Here is a 22,860-nt window from a genome sequence, read left to right on the forward strand (position 1 = left end):
TCCTTTACACTCCTTCAAGCCATGAAGCGGGAGTCCAGTCGGAATCGCCGCCGACCGGCAGTTGGACATTAAAGGTTGTGCCGCGACCTTCTTCGCTATCAAACCAGATTTTGCCACCGTGCAGCTCAACCAGCGATTTGGTGATGTTCAAGCCCAAGCCCGTGCCACCAGCCTGCTCCTTGAGCGGGTTTTCCGAGCGGAAGAAGCGCGTAAAAATATGCTTTTGATCATCAGCAGCGATGCCCACGCCGCTATCTTTGACCGCTAAGGTCACCGAATCGCCGCCATTGCTGACTACAACATCAATTCTGCCGCCGTCGCGGGTATATTTGTAGGCATTTGAGATCAAATTGGTGACGATCTGGCGCATGCGTTCGGGGTCGGCAATCATTGGCGGCAAATCATCGGGCACATCGAGCGCCAAGGAAATTTGCTTGCCACTCCATTGTTGATGAATTGACATCACTGTTGATTGAATCAGTTCATCAAGGTTAATTGGCTTGCGTTGCAACCGCACTTTGCCCGATTCGATGCGTGAAACATCGAGCAAATCGTTGAGAATCGCATTCAAACGTTCGATGTTGTTCTTGACCACGCTCAAAAATTGGCGTTGTTGCTCGGTCAAGGGACCAAGCGTGTTTAACATCAGCAAATCAATGTAGCCGCTAATTGAGGTCAATGGGGTACGCAATTCGTGCGAGGCCGTCGCCACAAACTCAGTTTTCATGCGATCAGCCAATTCTGACGCTGTAATATCGTGATAGACCACCACACTGCCCAGCCATTCGCTTTGCGAAGTAAAGACTGGCGTGCTCGAAGCGCGAATCATGCGCCCGCTTAGCTCAAATTGCTGGTAGGTTTGCTTTTCGGTCAGGCGTGGCTCACTCTCGGGCGCACCAGGCAGGCTCATCAAGGGCTTGCCCAACCATTCAGCAGCTTCGATATTCAGCAATTGCTCGGCAGCCGGATTAATCAAGCGAATCCGACCAACCCGATCGCCAACCACTACACCATCGCCAATCGAACGTACAATTGCCAAACTACGGCTAACTTCTTCTTCACGTTGTTCAAGAGCTTGGCTCAAACGGCGAGCTTGCTCGGTCGTGGCACGATACAGCTGCACATTGCTGAGCATTGTCATCACTTGATCGCCAATGACCTGCACAAATTGAATATGCTCTTGGGTAAAGTGATTGATGCGGCTGTTGATCAGCACAATCACCCCAGCGACTCGCCCATCTTGCTCCATCGGCACGGCCAGCGCTGAACGACCTTTTTTGTCGTAATCGGTGCGCACCATCCAACGGCTATCTTCGGCAGTATTGGGAATAATCACGGGTGCACGATGCTCAACAACCCAGCCTGCCAAGCCTTGGCCACGCTCCAAGGAAATCGCCTCGGTACGGGTGATATTACGATCAAGGTTGGTGCTGAAAGCCAAACGCCCATTTTTATGATCGATCAACATAATCCCGCCGCGCTCGGCTTGGGTAGCTTGGGCAATCAACAACAGGGCTTGATCAAGCAATGGCTGCGGTTCGAGCGTGCCGCTGAGTGCCCGCACAATCTGATACATGCTTTCGGCCCGAGTGCGTGCCCGCATTGCATCTTCGGCGGTGCGGCCCATTTCGGCGGTTGTGGCTTCGATTCGTTGGGCAAGCGTGTTTTGGAGCGCCGCGTTTTCGAGCACAGCGGCGGCTTGCGAAGCCAATAATTCAAGCAATGGCGCAGTTTCAGTCAGGCGCTTGCGGGCTTTGGGGTCATCATCGCCAACCGTCAGCAAACCACAAATCTCGCCAGTCGCAGTGCGGACTGGCACCAGCATATAGTGTTCGCCAGCAATATCGCGGAAGGGCAGCGAATCGGCAAGATAGGCATTATCGCCAATGCGCCGATCATCGCGCAGCAACACCGTAATTTCATCCCATGGAATTGAGAGCATTTCGGTTGCGCCGAGGGTGCGGCCACTACCCCCAATCGCCACAGCCATACGCAGCACTCGTGCCCGCCAATCGACGGTTGAGGCGCTGGCGAAAATAAACGGGCCGCACGCTTTGGCGGCGCTGGCTAATTCTTCGAGAGTTTCTTCGGGGCTAAGCGAGCCACGCAAGCGCTCAGCAGCGCGTGTAGCACGACGAATTGGCGCTTCGGGCAGCATGGCCGGATAATCAAAACGTGGTCGAGCCGCCAACCACACCGCAATCGCCACCAGCACAAAGCCCAAACTTCGCAAGCCAACTTCAATCGCCACAGTTTCGACCGCGACAGCTGGAACTAACACATTGCTGACCGCCCAAGCAATCACCATCAAGGCAATTGCGCTAAAAGCCCAACGCGGCGGCAACATTTGCGGAATCGCAATCGCTGGAATCAAGAGCACCGACCAGAGCGCCGTATTATAGCCCTCGCTGAGAATCGCCACGCTCAAGGGCAAGGCCAAAATTCCCAGCGTGCGCAACTCGCGCCAATCGCCCTCAGGATTAAACAACCATGGCAAGGCTAGCGCCGCTACCCCCAAAATACTCGCAATCACCGTCAGGCGATCCGTCGGAATCGTGGTGGTAAAGGTGTAGCCGAAGAGCACGAGCGCAAAGCAAGCTAAGGCCCAAGCTAGAGGACGAATACGAGTTAGCCAAATGCGAAAAGACGAGTTGCGGCCCATGGATCGGTCTCCCCAAGTCCAAGATGGCGCTATTATACTACGATGAGTGGTGTTATGCAGTGACCTTCGGCGATCAGCTTAAGCAACTGCCCCTTGGCGTTTGAACAAACCAAGGGGCAGCATCCATCAGGCTTTATTTTGCAAAGCCAACATCGGCGGCATCGGCGTTTCAGGTTCTTCTTTATGTTCCCACGGCAACTCGCCAGCTCGCAAATAGCGTGGATCGTTGGGTTGGCGCAAGCGACCAGTGATATATTGGTAGCTATCGCGGGCCACTGCCGCCATCGGGGCGAAAATAATTACCCCAAGCAAGCCCGAAACTGTACCAGCAATCACCAACAGCAGCATCAAAACTGCTTCATGAATTTCCACAATTGCCCCGATAATCCGTGGCACAAGGAAATTATTTTCAATTTGCTGAATCACAATATACAAGCCAGCGACGACTAAGCCCATTGGCAACGAGGTGGTTAAGCCAACAATTACCGCCGGAATTGCCCCAATAATCGGCCCAATCACCGGAATTAATTCGGTGAAGCCTGCAACCAAGGCCAACAGCAATTTATAGGGAATTTCGCCAGGCATCACCAAATCAACAATCCACAAGCCAATGTACGACATAATTGCGATAATCAAGCCAAGCGTTAATTGGCCCCGAATATAAGCCGAAAACACCCGATCAAAAATCGATAGCACGGTCAATACATCGGTTCGCACCGCTTTGGGAATCATGCGAATCAGGGCTGCCTTGCCTTTGCGTTCATCAAGCAGCACATAAAACAGCCAAAATGGAATAATCAAAAAGCCTGCGAGGAAGATAATTGTTTGAAAAATCACCCCCAAGCCATTCAAAATTCCATTCACGCCTGTTTCAACATAATTAGTAGCATTTTCTTTGAGTGTAGTGATGCCTTTACTCACTTGCTTATCAATATCTTCTTGAATCTCGTCGGGCACTTCGCTCCGATACCACTTTAGACCTTCATTGATTTTGGGTTCGAGGGTGTTTTTATAAAATTCAGGCAATGATTTACCAAACCCATTCACTTGGTCGATTGCAGGCGGCACAATATAGAGAATCGAGCCTGTTACAATTCCCAAGCCAACTATATAGACCACCAAAATCGCGGCCCAGCGCGGAATCCAGCGCTCTAACTTGTTGACCAAGGGCAAGAGCAAATAGGCAAACACCAAACCAACTACAAACGGCAAGAGCTGATTTCCCGTGCGCCAAAGCAACCACGCCACCAGCCAAATCGCAAATGCGGTGATTGTCCAACGGGCTAAATCGCGCCAAGATGGGATTGTTTTGATGATTGGTTCTGGTGTTTTTGGCTCCACAAAGCCTCCCTACTGCGTATAATAGCTATCCCAACGATCGCTGCGGCTTATGCCATCGCGCTCAGTAATAGTACGAAAAATTTGGAAGAAATTCCAGCCATTGCCGGTTGCTTCCATCGTCACCGTGCGGCCTGTGTCGCTGCCATATAAGGTAAAAGTTTGGTTTTTCTTAACCAGATCGGTTTCAACATCAATCAAAATATAGCCATTGGTATCGTTGCGAAATTTGAGATCTGGCCCGCCCAAGGCGATCGTCGCATCCATGCCTGCGGGCGCATCAACTTCGTACCAAGCCAAACGCCAGCTATGGTTGTGGCGCTCCTCAATTGGCAAACCCGCCCAAAATACCGCGCGAAATAGCGTCGTTGAAACTTGGCAAATGCCACCGCCAATGCTTGGCACAGCCACGCCATTTTCAATCATCTCGCCAATTTGGTAGCCTTTTTCCAGCGAAATATCGCCAACCGTACCACCAAACGATACCACTTCACCAGGAGCAATCAATAGACCATCAAATTCCTTGCCACCAACGTCAACATTGCGATCACGGTTGTAATCGGGGTAGGAGCTAAAATCTGATGCGCCAACCCCAATCACTTGATAAATCCCCAAGGCTTCAAGCTCACCAGCAGGTGGCACAGTTTCATGCAACGAGAAATCCAAGGCTGCATTATTGGCGGTGTTCAGGGCTTGGCCAATTTGAGTTTGCAGTTGCGCTTGATCAAGCGTGTAGCCAATTTGACCAAATTGCCATTCAATCGCGCGATTGCCGTTGCGCACCAGCCGCGAGGCTTGGGCGGGTTGATCATAGTTTTGAGCTAATTCCTGCACAATTGCTTTGATTGCAGCATCATTATTGCCAAAACGTTGGCCTGCTTGCGGTAATCTATGTAAATCGAGCAAGCTCGTGCGATCAAACTGATGCTCGTTACCCTTGATCGTAATGATCAACGGAGCAGCAGTTTGCTGATTGAGGGTTGGCAACAGCGCATTAAGCTCAGTGGCTTTTTGCTGCGGTTGTAAGGCCTGTTGCACGACCACCACTTCATAATCATGCGGCGCAGCTGCCCAATCAATGCTGTCCCATGCGGCTTGGAAAGCCGCTTTGGTTTGATCACGATCAAGTTTGAGGCCAATCACATCGTTGCTGACCGCCCAAGCACCATTGGCATTGTGCTGAAATTGTGCATCGACGGCAGAACGATCGCTAGCTTCAGCCAAGGTTTGGATGGCCTGATCAAGTGAGGCTTGATTGAGCAATAAGCCATCGGCCTTAATCGTCCCGACAATTCCTAAACTTTGGTTGCTCAAGCGCTGCGACCACGAATCTTCGCGGCCAATTTGCAACGCTCGCTCAGCAATCACTTGAGGGTCAAAGCTCGTCAAGGCATTAAATGGCACAATCGCGGTTTGATCGCCCAATTGCACTTTAAAATGATGATTGTTCCAAGCTTGCAAGGTTGGCAAAATCGCTTGGGCGGCTTCGTTGCTGGTCAAGCCACTCAGCGATTGACCAAAAGCCTGAATGCCAGGATAAACCCGATTGGCGTAGGCCGCCTGAAAACCACCAAAACCAAGCAAGGCGGCTAGGGCAGCGGCGCTCGACCAACGGGCAACTTTGCGCCAATTGCCTCGGCGTTGCGGTTTGGCTTTGCTGCGAACTGGCGCTATAGGTGCCGCGACGACGCTCGGCAAGCGCGGAATGGTGGCACTCGGCAATGATCGTTGTGCCCAACGCAAACAATAGGCTTGACGTTGCCCGCTATGCAGTGCGCCCAACCAGCGCCAAGCCTCGCCCAACATTGGGTCAAGCTTAACTGCGCGAGTCAATAAAGCAGCACTATCACGATAACGCCCATATTTGATTGCCAACAAACCAGCCCTCGCCCAAGCCAGCGCTTGAGGGTTCGGCGCAACTGCGGCCATACTACTCATCATAACTGCCCCCATTATGTTTAGATGCTCTTATCATAGGGCGTGGCAGATTCTAGCGTCAATCAAACCTTGCTCGTTGGCTGCTGATAAATCGCTGATATGGCATGTTCCAGCCCATGCAGCCACCAAAGGTACTATTCAGCCTAAATCCTGTCGTTGGGTTGGGGAATTGCCAAATTGTAGCATGAATTAGCCAAGGCCTAAACGTTTAATCGCCATTGCAACGCCATCTTGCAAGCTGGCAACAGTGGTCACGCTGCTAAAATCAATCCCCAAACTCACCAAGGTTTGGGCAACCTCAGGCCGAATTCCGGCGATAATCGTCTGAACTCCAAGCAAACGCGCCGCCGCCGTGGCTTGAATTAAGCGCCGCCCAAGCTCGGTATCAATCGTAGGAACCCCGGTTACATCTAAAATGGCAATTTTGGCGCGATGCTGGCTAATCCCATTCAGCAAGGTTTCTTCAATCCCCTCGCTGGAGTTGGCTAATTGCTCACCGATTAATGGCATCACCACAGTTTGTTTGAGTACTGGAATCACAGGCAAACTCAGTTGACGCAATTGGTCGCGCAAAGCCGCCTGAGCCGCTTGTTCGGCTTGAATTTGGCTATCGCGCTGGCTAATTTCAGCCAGGCTTTGGCTTAATTGGGCATTCAGTTGCTCACGTTGCAGCGCCAATTCACGCTCGTTGGCTAATTGCTGGGCCAACTTGGCCTCAGTTTTGGCCACCACGGCAAACGCACGTTTGGCCCGCCCAACCAATAAATGCACGGTCGTGGCAATAATTCCCAGTACAAGCAATTGGCAAAAGAAGTTGATCAATAAGGCCGATTTAGGCACCAAAAATTTAATTGGAATAAAACCAGCTAACTCTCCACCAATAATAATCGAAAGAATAATTGATGATGCAACGCAAATAACAGTGGTTGCCCGCGAAGTGTTTAACACAATTGTGGCAATTAATGGTGGAACTTGAAACAAAACCCAGACCGAGCCATCAACTTCGCCAATAATTGGCCCAGTTAACGAAAGCATCAAGGTAATCGAGGCTAGATTAACGTAAATCAGCCATTCGACATAGCGCGAACGCCGCAAGGCAAAGGTAACGGCCAACATCGTGCCCACAATCGCACAAATGCTCAAGCCAATTTGCACTTGTTGGCCGTTGCCAGCAACCAGCAAAATCAGCATAACGGCCAACAATGCTAAACCTTCAACCAAACTAAACAACTTAATCCGTTGCTCATTCGAGGTTTGCAGCATATCTTCAATCTGACGGGGCGGTGCGATGGTTTCTGCCATAAATTGCCTCGGGTGCAAGATGTTGTTGCTGCATCCTACCATTATTTAATCAATTTGTGGATTGACAACGCCGCTAGACTAGGGGGGATTTTTCCACTATCAACAAGGAGCTAACTATGCGCCGCTTATTTGGGCTATGTTGTTTATGTTGCTTGCTAGCTGGAAGTTGGTCAGGCAGTTCAAGCGTTGGCCGGACAAATCTGCTCTTTCCGCCCGCCGATTTGCCGCAAGGCGTGGCTGTGGGCGATGTAACTGCTACCAGCGCGGTGCTTTGGGCACGTTCCGCCAGCCTTGGCTCGGTTAGCTTTGAATATAGTCTCAACGCCAATTTTAATCCAGTGGCTGGCTCGGCCACAGTTAGCATCACCGACACGATGCAACCAGCCAAAACCAGCATCAGCAATTTACAACCGGCTACTAGTTATTTTTATCGTGCTACAACGCTCAGCAATACTTCATTTGCTGGTAGATTTCGCACCGCCCCAACCAGTGGAACCTATAGCAATTTACGCTTTGGCGCAAGCGGCGATCAACAAGGGGCACTCGCGCCGTTTCCAGCTTTAGCCAACGCCGATCAGCGCGATCTTGATCTGTTTATTCATCTTGGCGATTCAATTTATGCTGATATTGGCTCGCCTGTGTTGGGCACAACCGCCAAAACTTTAGCCGAATTTCGCTTGAAACAGACCGAAAGTTATAGCACGCGGCTGAATTTGAACACGCTGGCCGATTTACGCGCGACCACCGCATGGCTAGCGACAACTGATGATCATGAAGTTGCCAACGATCACGCTGGTGGGGCAGCACCGAGCAGTGATCCACGTTTTTTGCCGACCAATGCCAGCTACATCAATGATACTGATTATTTTGAAGCGGGCTATCAAGCTTTCGTCGAATATAACCCAGTTAATGCGCTGTTTTATGGCGCGACTGGCGATCTGCGGACTGCCAACGAGCGTAAACTTTACCGCTACCAACCATATGGTAATACGGCAGCCTTTTTTGTGCTCGATGGCCGTTCATTTCGCGACCAAAAATTACCAGCACCCAACAACACGCCCTCAGAAATTGTGGCCTTTTTGACTGCCGTATTTAGCCCAACCCGCACCTTGCTTGGTCAAGCTCAACTCAGCCAACTCGAAAACGATTTGCTCGCCGCTGATCAAGCCAATATCACCTGGAAATTTGTGATTGTGCCTGAGCCAATTCAAAACCTTGGCACAGCAGCGGCCAACGATCGCTTTGAGGGCTATGCCGCCGAACGCAGCCGCATTTTGAGCTTTATCAACGATCATGCAATTGAAAATGTGGTGTTTATCGCCGCCGATATTCATGGTACGGTTGTCAATAATTTAAGCTACCAAACCGCCGCAGGCCAGCCGCAAATCCCCACCAATGCCTGGGAAATTTCGGTTGGTTCGGTCGCCACGACCTCGCCATTTGGCATGCGAGTAGCAGCAGGAGCCTTATCAACCGGAATTATTAGCTCAACCACTTACAATAATTATTTACAACTACCCAACGATCAACAAGACGCGGCGGCGGAAGGTTGGCTCAACACCGTATTAAATGTATTCGGCTACACGCCCGTGGGCTTGCAGGATGCGCCGTTCGCTGAACGCACCACGCTCTTGCAAGGGCGCTATTTTGCTGGCCACTACTTTGGCTGGACTGAATTTGAAATTAGCCAGCCTGACCAAACCTTGCGCGTTTCGACCTATGGTATCGATACTTATGGAACCAGCGAACTGGCCAACAATCCAGGCGAGGTGGTGAGCCGTATGCCAGTGATTGTGCAGCAATTCGAGGTTGATCCCATCGTCAGCATCTCGCCAACGCTGATACTCAATTATTTGCCAGCAGTAACGAAGTAACGAGATAACAGGGATGAGGGCAACGAAACCGCGAAGGACACGAAGAACACAAAGTTCTGGTTGATTGGTAGGCTGAAATATCTGCAATATTCAGGATTCCAACCCAACTAAAACATTCGTGCTCTTCGTGTCCTTCGCGGTTAACTATTCGTGCTCTTTGTGTCCTTCGCGGTTAATTATTCGTGCTCTTCGTGTGCTTCGTGGATCAAAACCTATTTAATGGTCATTGGCAGATATACATCGTGAATGCCAACGGTGAATGTGCCCATCACATCTGGCCCTTGTACCCCGCCATGATCATCGGTGGCATACAACTCGATGTTATAGCGACGACCAGCGGCACTTGGTTTGAAGCGAATGCTGAAATTGACTTGCATGCTAAAGCCTGTCGGCCCGCTGCCAGCAAAGTTGCTATCCGCCAAATCGAGGATGGCGCTATCGCTCTCCAATGGATCGCTGCTGCCAGCCGTGGCATAACCAAGCACATCGCCATTGGCATCGAGCAGGCTAAATGTGCCCGAAACGCCTTCGGTAAAGCGTGCCCATAAAGCCACACCATCGCTATCGACCAAGCGCAAATCGAGGTGCTCGATAATTCGCCATGGATCGGTGGTATGCGTCCAGCTTACATTGAAGGTTGTTTGTAGATCGACATCAGTGCCACCAAGGTTGGGCGTGATGCTGCTCAAGCCAACGATGCCAACCGAAACCCCCAAGGTTACGCTGTTGGAATCGCCGCCGCCTGGCGTGGGGTTGCGCACCAAAACCGAGTATGTGCCTTGGCTGGTGGTTGCGGCCATACTAAATTCCAGCCGATTGCTATTGATAAAGGTTGTCGTGCGCTCAACCCCAGCTACCACAACCTTGGAATTGGCCACAAAGCCCGTGCCATTGACTGTAATCCGCACTGCTGGCGGCGGTGGAAAGCCAATCGGCTGGCGAATAAAGCGATCAGGCGTGATGTTGCTGATGCTTGGCACTGGATTACCAGGCACAATCACTTGAGTTGCAACGCTACGACTATTGTTGCTTGGAAAAGCCTCATTCGCAGGCGATGAAGCCGTGCCCGTGCTACTAATTGTGCCAACTTGGCTGGGCGTAGCATTAATTGTGATATTGGCACTAGCATTGGCCGCTAGCGTACCTAAATTACAACGTAAGGTCGTAGAATTGGGGAAACTACATGAGCCTTGCGAGGTTGTAACTTGACCAAAAACTAATGTATTGGCAAAGGTTTGTTCGTACACGACGCTGCTGGCGCTGATCGTGCCCAAATTGCTGACGGTGGCTTTATAGCTCATAGGATTGCCAATCGTCACCGGATCAGGCGATTCGCTCAGTTTGAGGCTGAGATCAACTTCGGGTTGTCGCCATTCAGCAAAGCGATGCGAAACTTTATCGCCAGCCCGATCAAAACGTCCACCAACATACAGATTATCGCCATTGACCGCTAAGGCTCCAACTTCGCTATTTTGCAGGTTGCCACCCGCAACCCCACTACCCAAGGCATTCCAAGTTGTGCCATTCCACCGCGCCACATGATTGACCGTCAAGCCATCCATGCGGCTGAACAAACCACCAGCATACAAATCGTCACCGCGCACGACGAGGCTGGTTACATAGCCATCAGTGCCAGTGCCAAGCGCCGTCCATGCCAAACTACTGTGGTTAAGCAGAGCAACTGCGCGGGTGTTGGCAACCCCACCAGCACTGGTAAACCGCCCACCAACTGCCACAGTCGTGCTATTAACATCGGCCAAAGCTAACACTTCGGCATCAGTGCCCACCCCGATTGCTTGCCATGTTGTGCCGTTCCAGCGGGCAAGATTGCTGGCAGGCGCACCACCAGCGTTGGCAAACAAGCCGCCAGCATAGAGTTGGTTCGATTTGAACAACAAACTATTGACAGGGCCATCAGTGCCAGCGCCGACAGCTTGCCATGAACCACCACTCAAACGGGCAATCCGATTGGCAGGCACACCATCAATCAGCGTAAATTCGCCGCCAATATAAATATCGCTGCCACTGATCGCAACCGCGTTGACCCGACCATTGATGCTGGTTGCGAGGGCAGTCCAGGTTGTGCCATTCCAACTAGCTACGCCTGCGGCATCAATGCCACCAGCCTTGCTAAACTCACCCACAACAATCAAATCGGTGTTGCGCAACGCAAGATCACGCACATCATCGTTGACTCCACTATCACTGGAGCCAGTCAACGGCGACCAGACTCGATCAACAGGATCAAAGCGAGCGATATTATTGAGCAAGCGATTACTGCCCAGATCGAAGCGCCCAGCAGCAATAATTTCGCCAGAACGTGGCTGAATGGCAAAAACTTTGGCGTTGGAGCCTTCGAGGCCACCAGCCAAGGGGAAAAAGCGATCAGTTGCGCCAGGCAAGAAGCCCTGTTGTGGCACAACCATGCCCACAAAATTCAATTCCATGCCATGGGCTGTGCCAAACGCCCCAGCAATAAAGAAGGTATCGCTGCCGCTGCCCAAGCGTTCAGCCCGTAAAATTGCCCCATTTGTGCCAAAGGCATTGGTGGCATTCGGTACAGGCGACCAGATATTACCATCCCAACGGGCGATATTGGGCGAGAAAACACTATTGCCATTGGGGTTGATACCGCTGCCAAAATTGCCCATCACATAGGTAAAATTGGCGTTCTCGACAATCCCACGCACATCGCCAGTCACCCCACGTCCGGCCATGGCTGCCCAGGTATTGCCACCAGTCCAAACCGCTGCACCACCAACATTGGTAACAGTGCCAGCATTGCTAAAACTCCCACCAACGACCACCATATTTGTGCCACGGAAATCAACAAAACGCACAGCACCGTTGACCCCATTGCTGCTACCCGTACCAAGGCTCTGCCAAGCTGAGCCTGTCCAGATCGCTACATTGTTGGCAGTGCTACCACCAGCCGAGCTAAACGTGCCCCCAGCCACAAGTTGGTTGACATTGGCCGGATTGATCGCTAAATCGAGCACTTGGGGAGCAGTGCCACCGCCGATCCCACTGCTTAATGCCGACCATGAGCCATTGCTGAATTTAGCGATACGGTTGGCACTCACCCCATCAATTGAGCTAAACGTTCCACCAACATACACCACATCACTGCCAGCGACCTGTTGCACCAAAACGGCGGTAACAGCTCCATTGACGTTGGTCGCCAAGGCCGACCATTGGCCTGTGCCAGAATTCCAACGAGCAATGCCATCGGCGGCAATTCCACCAGCACTGCTGAAGGAGCCAACCACATAAACTGAACCGCCAGTTGAAGCATCGAGATCATCGACTGGGCCGTTAACCCCACTGCCCATCGTATTCCAATGATCGCCATCCCAAAAAGCCACCCGATTGGCACTGATGCCAGCGATGCGATCGAACAAACCACCAACAAATAAATCGCCTGATTGCGAACTGATGGCGCGAATCGTGTTATTTGCCCCAGCAATCAAGCCTGTATTATTCCAAAATTGATCATCGGCGACAGCCTGTAATTCTTCAGGAGCGACAAAAGCTTGAGGTTGCGCTTGCGCGGCGGGGAGATTAAAACGAACGATAAGTGCGGCGAGCAAAGCGAGTTGAAGCACCAACCGTGGCATGGAACCCTCCTTAGCGACACATACTACGCTAAGCAGGATATTGATTAACTATCACGCAACTATCACGCGAAGATCACGCCATACCTCGTATTGGCCAAACTATTGTGACAAATTACAAGCATGCGGGTCGAAGATTCAGGTTTAACACAGTCAACCTATAAATTACGCGAGAGTCAGGAAAATAAACAACTATTTACCTAACACCATATTGATACTAGAACCCATCCATCAACCCACAGAAAAATAGCCCAAAAAAGTATCCTAGATTTAGGGTACTTTTGATTCGTGCCGCCATCTACAATATGACCATTGATTAATTTGTTGGGTATTATTCTGAAATGAGAAACCAAAAGAGCAGAATATGCCTGCTATAATAGCCGATTAAGCAACCCTAATTGGCTTAAATGAGGTACGTATGTCAATACCAACAGTATTTATCGCCGATGATGATGAGATTTTCTTGGCTGGAACGATTGATCTATTTCAACGAATGGGATATGCGATAGATTCAGCCCGCTCGGTGAATGAGGCGCTTGCCAAACTTGATACTCATCAAAATGATTGGAGTTTAGCCGTAGTTGATTTACTGATGCCAATGGAATATCGCGAGCAGGTATATCGCGACCAAGTGCGTTATGAAAATGATGCCGCCAACGGCCTCAAGGTTATTCAGCAGATCAAGCAAAAAATGCCATGGCTCGGCATTATCGTCGTTACCTCATATCGCTGGCTCTTTGAGCACATCGTTGAATTGTGGGCACAAGGCTTTGGACGAATTGTTGGAGTTGAAAAAGGCGCATCAATTGCGATTTACCGTGAAGCCCTCGAAACCCTGCGGATTGGTGAGAGTCGTTTATTTTGCAAAGATCGTCAAATTCCCTTGGTTGGGGCCACCAAAATTTTCTTATCAATGATCGATACGAGCCTGATCGAGCAAGTTAAAGCGATTGCTCCTCAACTGCCAACTATGCCAAATCATCTTCAACGGATTGTGCCTCTGATTGCTTGGAAGCCAAAATTTATTGCTGAAGCCTTATCACTTTCAATCCATGCCGTTCAAACTTATAAAGATGATATTTACGAATATTTAGATTTACGCAAACGCGAAGAACACCGTGATACCCTGATTTTCCTAGCCTCGATTTATGCCTATTTATCCGAGAATGATCGATGAAATACATAATGCGTGTAATTAGCATCTTTTTTGGATGTTTTGTTGTCATCTCAATGGCAATTTCCGTTCGAACTAGCTTAAACACGATTGATGATCCAGCGCTTGAATTAATTACCTATTGGTCTGCAATAAACAATTGTAATGAAATTCATGCTATAACCCCAGCTGAATGGATGCCCATTGCCCAAGAAATTGTTGCACCAGGCGATTGTATTCTCAGTGTTTCAGGTTATGGTTATAATTCGCCAGAAATGATTGATCATCTGAAGAAGAAACTAGAGCTAGATTATGCTAATCGCTTTGTACCGGTAGAAATTAGACGCGATCAATCTCAGTTTACCGTTTATCTACCAATCACAAAAATTAGTATTCATCATATTTTACAAATCTATTTAGCAATCATCCTTACCGCAGCATTACTATGGATTCTAGGTATTATTGTATTAATTTCAAACCCAGATAAGGAAAATAATATTGTATTTGGTTATATTCTTTGGTTTCTTGCTTTAGCTATTACAAGTATTCGGCATAGAGTACCAGATTTTGGCGAATATCTTACCCTTGTTGCAACTGTAGTGCCATTAGCACTACTTGGTGGAAGTTTCTTTCATTTAGGGTATATCTTTCCAGTAAAGATTGAGCGTTATCATGGGTTTAAATATGTGCTGTATATCCCTTCGCTCTTTAGTATTGCTTTATATACCTATGTTATTATTAATATTGCCTCAGGTAAAAGTAATATTCCTACAATTTCCAATCAAGCCAACTATATCATTGCGACCATATTTATCATCGGATTTAGCTTTACATTAATTCGTTGGGCATATCTCTGGATCACCTATCGCCATCAAACTAAATCGAAAATTATTTTGCAAGCTAAAATTGCGTTTACCACTTGGTTAATAGGTGGATTATTCAACGTTATATTGATGATTGTGTATCAGGAATTTAATTTAAAATTACCAATAATCGGGAAATCAATATTTTTTGGCTTATTTCTATTAGTCATTCCGGCAGCTGGGACTGCATTTACGCTATTACGTTATGAATCAGTTCATGCAAAACGTTCATTTAGCTTAGATTTATTAATGATAATTTTGATTAGTGCGGTTATTGTGGATATTTCAATCCTTATTAATAGTTATATTGAAATTAATGGAATTATATTTATCAATATCTTCTTTGTTGCAGTAATTACCTCAATTTTCTGGTATATCGACAACCCATTTCGTAGAATATTTGAAAAATATTTCCTGCGCCATCAAAATGATGCTGAAATATTGTTTGGCTTGTTAAACCATCTTGATATCACTAAAGATATTCATTCAGCAATCTACTCATCAATTGATTATTTGACTAAGCAATTAGAGATAGAATCTTTGCGTTTTGTGATCGAAAAGAATATTATCAAAACATCTGAACATTTTTATATTATGGAAAACGAGCCAATTGATTTATTTTTTGAGCACAATTCTGAAGCAGGATCGTTTTCAAACTCGCTCAGTAAGTTCTATAAACATCGAGAAATTGTGTATGACAATAACAACAATCAAATTGGATACTTATACCTTGGGCCAAAAATTACCAATGAAGATTTTGATACCAAAGACTATGAGCTTATTCGATTAATCACTCAATATTTGAGTTGGTTTGTGCTGGCGAAAAATCAGTTAATCTTAATCAACCAAATTATCCAAAGGATTATCAAGGCGCGTGATAGTATTTTTGGTGATATCAATCATGTTATTCACGACGATATTTTAGGCAAACTAAACTCGGTTACGCTTGGCATTGATATGATCTGTGAGTTTGATCAGATTACACCTGATACAAAAGCTCGACTTGTTCAATACAAAGCTTCGACCGACCAAACAGTAGAAATCCTGAAACGCTTTATCATTCAAAAACAAATTGCAATTCCAGGTGTAAAAAAGAATTTCTTACCAGAAATTCATCGGCTAATTCGTGAGCTTATTCAACATCAACAAATCGAACTTCATTGGGAAATGCCACCAAGAGATGATTTGAATCTTTGGAATAATCTATCAATTGACAAAAAACGTGATATTTTTCGGATTATTCATTCAGCAGTTGCAAATACCCTTGCTTATGCTCAAGCAAGAAATATTAATATTACATTTAGTAAAAATAATGCTATGTTATCCTTGTCAATCATTGATGATGGTGTTGGTTTTGAGATTGATAAAGATATTAAACAAAATAGCACTGGCTTGATGACGATGTATGAGCGCACAAAAAATATTGATGGTATCATCGAAATACGTTCGATTATCGATCAAGGTACAACAATCGAGTTATCAATTCCAATGGAAATAGCTATTCCGACTCTGATCCATGAACAATCAACTGAGCAAGCAACTCCATTAATTAAAAAGCCCAAGCTAGAAATGCTCCATTCAGATATTCAAGTCAAAGAACAATCCAAGAAATATAATTTAGCATTAATCTGTATGGCATTTATGCTTGGCATTGGCATAACATTTATTTTAAAAACCGATTTATTATCGCTAGAAAAAGTAGCCTCACAACCAAAAGTCTGGTTTGATGTTGATGTTCGTTTAGTTAATCAACAAGCTGAGAATGGTGAATTTTGGCGAACTCGTTTATTTGATGGTAGTCGTTTTATCCAAAATTATGATACTATCGCCGTCGGGACAAGAGTAACAATGACATTTAGTTTAAGAAACCATAAGGCTAAACCAGCTTTACTCCGAAACTTAGTCGCAGGGGCACGTGGTCCTAACGTCTTAGAACAAGGCTGGAGTGCCTCCACAATGGATTTTCCTTCAGTTCAGAATATTCTGATAGAACCATACAAAACCTATACATTTACGGCTAGCCGAATTTATGATCAGCCAGGTAATTATTTTCTAGAGCCAATGTTTGAAGATGAGGCTGGTGATTGGCGAGCTATTGCTGACTTTACAAGAATTACGTTTTTTGTGGCCGATTTAACTAATCCAATTGTTAGTGAAGTCGTTGAGGTTGCTGCTGATCGTGATTGGAAATATACGCCAATCTATGTTCAACCTGGCGATACAATCGAATTTATAGCTCAAAAAGGTTCTTGGACAACTGATATGAATAGTCTACCATTCGTTAATGCTGATGGGTATCAAAACCAGCATTACGATTGGACAACACTGCCAGCTGCAAATTATGGGCAATTAATTGGCTCAATTGGCGATTGGAAGTTTGCAATTGGCAAAGAATCGAGCATTCAAGCCCCGAACTATCAGGGAATCTTACGACTTGGAATTAATGATGCGCATTGTGCCGATGTCTGTTTGAGCGATAATCGTGGCTCGATGATGGTTGCTATTGTGGTCAGACGCGCTAAAAAATAATTTTTTCATCTGCCCTGTAATTGCTTGGCTGAGTAGACAACAGCTAAAACGCTGCCTTGGGTTGCTTGGGCAAGTTGCTCAGCATTGACCTGGTTGGGGGCGATTTCGGCCAAGGGTCGCAACACAAAATCACGCTCGAACATCCGCAAATGTGGAATAATCAAGTCATTGGTTTGCAATTCAAGCTCGCCATACAACAAAATATCAAGATCAAGCGGGCGCGGGCCGTAACGCAAGCCAGGTCGGCGGCCACAATCGTGCTCTATCTGCTTGAGCAAGGCTAACAGCGCATGTGGCGCTAATTCGGTTGTGCCAGCAACCACCGCATTCAAAAACGGCGGTTGATCTTCAACGTAGGCCGCTGCGGTTTCATAAACGCTTGAGTAGTTGGTTAGTTGCACAGCGGGAGCTAAAGCGGCTAAGCCCGCTTGTAAGTTGGCTAAACGATCGCCTTGGTTGCTGCCGATGGCTAAATAAACGATGGTCACGCTTGCTCCTGGCGTTGATCGAAAGCACGGAGGGCATCACGATAGCCCATTTCAAACAAAGCTTGATGATTTTTGCCCTCGTAATCGACAATCCATTCTAAGGGCATGAGTTTTTGCGGCGCAATCACTAATGGCTCGGCTACGCGATAAGGCATCGTGCCCGGCCAGCGCAGTGATTGATCGCCAGTTTTTTCGGCGGCGGCGGTCAGGCGTTGGGCCGCCTCAGCAATTTGGTTATATACCTTGAGCAGTTTAAATGATGCACGATAGGAGGCCAACAATGCCCAATCTAGCGTTAGCCACAACGACTGCGCCAAATCGCTGGGCATGGCCTCAAGATGTTGATCGCCATCGTTGGGGTCGGCATCCCACGGGGTCATCATCACCACAATAATTTCAACATCACCGCCTGCATGCTCAATGACTGGACCGAGCGGCGTATTGGCCAAAACCGCGCCATCCCAATACATATCTTCGCCAACTTGAGTCCATGGATAGACCGCTGGAATGCTCGACGAAGCCATAATATGCTCGATGTTGAGCTGATCTTGGGCTTGGCCATCAAGTTTATGGTTGCAAAATACCCGCAATGTGCCGCGCCGAACATCGGTGGCGGTCAACAGCAGGGTTGGCGCAGCGGGGCTATTGATGCGCTCGAAGTTCATCCAAGCGCTGAGGGTGTGTCGCCATGGCGTGGTATCAAGCAAACTTTTAAACGGTGTGGTGCTGAAAATGCTGCGAAATTTGTGCCAAATGCTGGGGCTATGCAAATTGCGATCGGCCTCTGGCGTTTCAGCCTCAATCTGATCATCGCCGCCATGCTCGTCAGAGGTCAAAATCGAGCGCAGCAAAAAGCGCATCAGTGGTCGGCTAATCGACGGCAGATCGCTTGAAAGCTGCTGAACATCTTCGGAGTGCATATGCAGCCAGCGTTGGCGCAATTGAGCCACAGTCATGCCTGAGGCCAAAGCCGCCCCGTTGACCGCGCCGATCGAAGTGCCAGCAATAATATCTGGCCCTTGCCCATCGGTCATCCAGCCGCGTTCGACCAAAGCTTGCATTACCCCAACGTGATAAGCTCCACGGCCACCGCCGCCGGAAAGCACCAAAGCTTTTTTTGCCATAACAACCTCGCAGCTTGAAAACCAACAGCAAATAACAGCATTGCTCAATGTTCAGCAATGCTGATCGATCTGTCAGTTGAGGCCAAGCGATTTAGAAGATATCGTCCTCGTCTTCGTCGTCGCTGATGCCTAAATCGAGCAGCACCAAATTATTCAGCGTTGGCGATTGACTAAAGGCTTCTTGGCTGCTACGGGTTAGCTGATTGCCCCATAAATCAAGCTCTTGCAATTGGCCCAAGTTGGTTGTGTTGGCCAAACTGGTTGCGCCAGCATCACCAATTGCGTTATCGGCGAGATACAACACCGCCAAATTGCCAAGACTGGTGCTGGTGGTCAAGGCTTGCACTCCAGCATCGCCAATCGCATTATCGTTGAGCAACAAGGCCTTGAGATTAGTGACATGACTCGATTGAGCTAGGGCACTCAACCCAGCATCGCCAATTGCATTCGAGCGCAAATCAAGGCGTTCGGTGTTGGCAAGCACTGGCGAATTGGCAAGGGCGCTAATGCCAGCAGCATCGATATTGGTTGAGGCCAAATTGAGCGTCACAATGCTGCGCAGATAGGGCGATTCGGCTAAGGCTTTGGCTCCAGCAAACCCCACATCATTATCGCTGAGATCAAGCTGGGTTACGTTGCCCAATTGTTCATCTTCGGCCAGCGCCTTCACCCCTGCTGGCCCAATATTGTTGTTGCTTAAATTGAGCGAGGTGAGTTGGGTCAAATGTTGGGCGGCGGCCAAAGCACTAATTCCAGCATCGCCCAAATCGTTGTGATCAATATCGAGCAACTGGAGATTAACCAAGGCTTGACCTTCGACCAAGGCCGCGCCGCCAGCTGCGCCCAGTTGATTGCGATAAAGCCGTAGTTTGGTTAATTGGGTTAGGCTGGTCGAATGGCTGAGTGCTTGAGCACCCGCCGCGCCAATTGCATTTTGATACAGCTCTAATTCGTTGAGGTTGCTCAGGTAGGGCGATTGCGCCAAGGCAATCAAGCCAGCATCGCCAATTTGGTTGCGTTGCAAGCGCAGCGTGCGCAATTGGCTTAAGTGGGGCGATTGCGCCAAGGCAATCACAGCTTCATCGGTTAATTGATTTTCGCTGAGGTCAAGCACGCGCACGGTGGCCATATGCGGTGAGCGAGCCAAGCTATGCGCGACAGCATCACCCCAATTGCGCCCATTGAGGGTTAGTTGGGTCACGCCAACCAAACGCCGTTCACGCAAGGCGGCCTTGAGTTCTTCGACGGTGGACACATCATCCAAGGAGACTACGTAATTTTTAAGCTTTGCCATCGTAACGACCTCTGTGTCGGGTTATTTCATTGTTGGTTCATTGTAGCACACTGCCCTTGGCGATTGATTCCCCCCAATGGCTAGCTAAGAGGGGAATCCTCGTTTAGTCAGCCTAGTAGTAAAGGCTAGCATAAACGCTAGAGGCAATTTGTGAAGTATTCGTTGATCAAATCAGCCGATTTGTTGATGTATGCTTTGCCAAGCCCTGCGAATATTATTCATCACTGAAAGAGATAAGCCAAACGCCCATCCGAAGCCGATTGAGAGTTCAATATGCAGCCTCAGGCAACCCTACTAATTGGTCTACAAGCAAGCGGAAAATCGACCTTTTATGTGCAGCAATTTCTGCATAGTCATGTGCGCATCAATCTCGATATGCTGCGTACTCAGCATCGCGAACAAACATTAATAGCATGCTGTTTAGAGCTTAGGCAATCGTTTGTAATTGATAGGATGAATCTTGAGCGAAACCGCCGATCCGGCTATATTCAAGCCGCGCAGGCCGCAGGCTTTAGGATTGAAGGCTATCTGCTTGAATCAAATTTGGCAGCATGTTTAGAACGCAATCGCCAACGCACTGGCAAACAGCATATTCCGGAGCTTGCGATCCGTGGATCATTCAAAAAACTTGAATTACCAAGTTTAGCCGAAGGCTTTGAGCGCTTGTGGTATGTTCGCCAATTACCAGCCCACCAATTTCAAGTAACACCCTGGGAGGAGCAATGAATTTTGATCAACTTGATCAGTTAATGCGGGTGTATGAGACAAGCAACGATTTAGCGGTATTACCCAATATTTGGATGGTAGTGCGGATTGATGGACGTTCATTTACCCGACTCACCAAAGATGTTATGAACTATCAACGTCCATTTGATCAACGCTTTCGTGATGCAATGATCAGCACGGTCAAACATCTGATGGAATGTGGCTTTCCAGTGCTTTATGGCTATACCCAAAGTGATGAGATTTCACTGCTACTGAGTTATGGTTGTGATGTATTTGGCCGCAAGTTACGCAAATATTGCTCGATTTTGGCGGGCGAATCCAGTGGTCATTTTAGTTTAGCGATTCAGCAACAGGCGAGCTTTGATTGCCGAATTTGCCAATTGCCGACCGATCAACTGGTACACGATTATTTTCGCTGGCGCATGGAAGATGCGCATCGGAATGCCCTGAATGCCTATTGCTATTGGAGCCTGCGTGATCAAGCGCTTGATCCACAAACTGCCCATATGCAAATAGCTAATCTTTCGGTTGCCCAAAAAAATGAGCTGCTCTTTCAACATGGCATCAATTTTAACGATCTGGTTGCCTGGCAAAAACGCGGCATTGGGTTCTATTGGCAAACCGTCGATCTCCAAGGCTATAATCCACAAACTCAAATGCCAACGCTCACCAAACGACGTAAAATTCATGTTGAGTTTGAATTACCGCAACGCGAAGCCTATAGCAATTTGCTCGCAAGCCACTTTGATCGTTAATCTTGGAGGTATCGATGCCAATTAATCTGGCTTTGGTGGGTTTTGGGATGGCCAGTCAAGTGTTTCATGCTCCACTGATTATGGCCGAACCACAATTAACCTTACATACGATTGTTCAACGCAGTAGCCAAAGCGCCCGCGAAACGTATCCCCATGTGCAGATTGTCAGCGATCTGGCTGAAGCGCTCGCGAACCCAGCGATAGAGTTGGTAGTGATTGCCACACCCAACCAAACCCACGCCGATTTGGCAGCCCAAGCCTTGCGGGCAGGCAAACATGTGGTGGTCGATAAGCCGTTTACGCTCAATAGTCAACAGGCTGATCAATTAATTGCCCTAGCCCAAGAGCAACAACGTGTGTTAAGCGTCTTTCACAATCGACGTTGGGACGGCGATTTTTTGACTGCTCAAGCTGTGATTCAGGCTGGCTGGTTGGGGCGTTTAGTCAGCTACGAATGCCATTACGATCGCTATCGACCGCAACTAAAACAAGCGGCTTGGCGTGAACAAGCTGGCCTTGGCAGCGGGATTTTGTACGATCTCGGCGCACATTTGATTGATCAAGCCTTGGTGTTATTTGGCATGCCCCAATCGATCACAGCTCAGCTTGCCAAGCAACGTGAGGGTGCGCAAACGGTCGATTATTTTGATTTGTGTTTGGGTTATGCTGAGTTGCAAGTCACGCTCAAAGCAGGTATGTTGGTGCGCGAATTGGGGCCGCGCTTCAGTCTCCATGGCACAAACGGCTCATGGATCAAATATGGCATTGATCCCCAAGAAGCGGCCTTGAAAGCAGGCCAAGCGCCAAACAGCCCAAATTGGGGCCAAGAACCTGCAACTGATTGGGGTATGATCAACACGGAGCTGAATGGTTTAGCGTTGCGTGGCACAGTCGAAACCATCGCTGGCAAGTATCCGGCCTATTATTGCAATGTAGCACAAGCCATTCAAGGTAAGGCTGAGATCATCGTTCAGGCCAACCAAGCTCGAAGCGTGATTCGGCTGATTGAGTTGGCCGAGCAAAGTGCAGCTGAACAACGCACAATGACAATTTAAGCAACTCAACTCCTTTACCCACCCAGCAGGTAAGGGAATGTTGAAAAGAGTAGATTAGATTTCTGCTGCGAACCACCAAATCTCTGGTTCATCAGTAGATTTCTGCTAGACCTTGATTGCCTTTGAGGGGGTGCAGGGGGATTAA

The 22,860-nt window shown here is 48.2% G+C and carries 14 protein-coding genes; 6 read left to right on the forward strand and 8 right to left on the reverse strand.

From position 1 onward, the window contains the following. Positions 1-4: 4 nt before the first annotated feature. The 4 genes from DEF47_RS20315 to DEF47_RS20330 form a co-directional block, all read right to left on the reverse strand. A complete protein-coding gene (locus DEF47_RS20315) occupies positions 5-2,662 on the reverse strand; it encodes an ATP-binding protein (RefSeq protein ID WP_012191585.1) in 2,658 nt (885 codons plus the stop codon). Between the two features lie 126 nt (positions 2,663-2,788). Continuing rightward, entirely contained in the window at positions 2,789-4,003 is a 1,215-nt protein-coding gene (locus tag DEF47_RS20320; protein ID WP_012191584.1) for an AI-2E family transporter, read from the reverse strand. 9 nt (positions 4,004-4,012) lie between these two features. Next, a complete protein-coding gene (locus DEF47_RS20325; protein ID WP_012191583.1) occupies positions 4,013-5,941 on the reverse strand; it encodes a VanW family protein in 1,929 nt (642 codons plus the stop codon). Between the two features lie 186 nt (positions 5,942-6,127). Next, on the reverse strand, positions 6,128-7,240 hold the full coding sequence (locus DEF47_RS20330; RefSeq protein ID WP_012191582.1) for an STAS domain-containing protein: 1,113 nt from the start codon (positions 7,238-7,240) through the stop codon (positions 6,128-6,130). A gap of 116 nt (positions 7,241-7,356) precedes the next feature. Between DEF47_RS20330 and DEF47_RS20335 the strand changes: the two genes are divergently transcribed. Further along, positions 7,357-9,114 (forward strand): alkaline phosphatase D family protein, encoded by a 1,758-nt coding sequence (locus tag DEF47_RS20335; protein WP_012191581.1) that lies wholly within the window; start codon positions 7,357-7,359, stop codon positions 9,112-9,114. A 212-nt stretch (positions 9,115-9,326) separates the two neighbouring features. Here the strand turns inward: DEF47_RS20335 and DEF47_RS20340 are convergent, their stop codons facing one another. Continuing rightward, positions 9,327-12,731: a DUF11 domain-containing protein gene (locus DEF47_RS20340; protein WP_012191580.1), complete on the reverse strand. Its 3,405-nt coding sequence runs from the start codon at positions 12,729-12,731 to the stop codon at positions 9,327-9,329. A gap of 415 nt (positions 12,732-13,146) precedes the next feature. Between DEF47_RS20340 and DEF47_RS20345 the strand changes: the two genes are divergently transcribed. Both DEF47_RS20345 and DEF47_RS20350 read left to right on the forward strand, forming a co-directional pair. After that, positions 13,147-13,905 (forward strand): response regulator transcription factor, encoded by a 759-nt coding sequence (locus DEF47_RS20345; protein WP_012191579.1) that lies wholly within the window; start codon positions 13,147-13,149, stop codon positions 13,903-13,905. A gap of 8 nt (positions 13,906-13,913) precedes the next feature. Continuing rightward, positions 13,914-17,273, forward strand: coding sequence for a sensor histidine kinase (locus DEF47_RS20350; RefSeq protein ID WP_041304797.1), 3,360 nt, complete (start codon positions 13,914-13,916; stop codon positions 17,271-17,273). Positions 17,274-17,278: 5 nt separating this feature from the next. On the opposite strand, the gene folK is transcribed toward DEF47_RS20350, so the two are convergent. From folK to DEF47_RS20365, 3 genes are all read right to left on the reverse strand, one after another. Further along, positions 17,279-17,761 carry a 2-amino-4-hydroxy-6-hydroxymethyldihydropteridine diphosphokinase gene (gene folK / locus DEF47_RS20355; RefSeq protein ID WP_012191577.1) on the reverse strand — a complete coding sequence of 161 codons (483 nt, stop codon included), beginning with the start codon at positions 17,759-17,761 and terminating at the stop codon, positions 17,279-17,281. Then, a complete protein-coding gene (locus DEF47_RS20360) occupies positions 17,758-18,885 on the reverse strand; it encodes a patatin-like phospholipase family protein (RefSeq protein ID WP_012191576.1) in 1,128 nt (375 codons plus the stop codon). The genes folK and DEF47_RS20360 overlap by 4 nt, the downstream gene beginning before the upstream one ends. A gap of 91 nt (positions 18,886-18,976) precedes the next feature. Beyond that, a complete protein-coding gene (locus tag DEF47_RS20365; protein WP_012191575.1) occupies positions 18,977-20,179 on the reverse strand; it encodes a leucine-rich repeat domain-containing protein in 1,203 nt (400 codons plus the stop codon). A gap of 273 nt (positions 20,180-20,452) precedes the next feature. Between DEF47_RS20365 and DEF47_RS20370 the strand changes: the two genes are divergently transcribed. From DEF47_RS20370 to DEF47_RS20380, 3 genes are read left to right on the forward strand one after another with little or no spacing between them, the layout of a single operon-like run. Then, positions 20,453-20,905 carry an AAA family ATPase gene (locus DEF47_RS20370; RefSeq protein ID WP_012191574.1) on the forward strand — a complete coding sequence of 151 codons (453 nt, stop codon included), beginning with the start codon at positions 20,453-20,455 and terminating at the stop codon, positions 20,903-20,905. Continuing rightward, entirely contained in the window at positions 20,902-21,660 is a 759-nt protein-coding gene (locus DEF47_RS20375) for a tRNA(His) guanylyltransferase Thg1 family protein (RefSeq protein WP_012191573.1), read from the forward strand. Before DEF47_RS20370 ends, DEF47_RS20375 begins: the two co-directional genes overlap by 4 nt. A gap of 14 nt (positions 21,661-21,674) precedes the next feature. Then, positions 21,675-22,715, forward strand: a complete 1,041-nt coding sequence (locus DEF47_RS20380; RefSeq protein ID WP_012191572.1) for an oxidoreductase — start codon at positions 21,675-21,677, stop codon at positions 22,713-22,715. The last annotated feature ends 145 nt before the right edge of the window (positions 22,716-22,860 follow it).

The organism is Herpetosiphon sp., from assembly GCF_003512625.1.
Classification (GTDB): domain Bacteria; phylum Chloroflexota; class Chloroflexia; order Chloroflexales; family Herpetosiphonaceae; genus Herpetosiphon; species Herpetosiphon aurantiacus.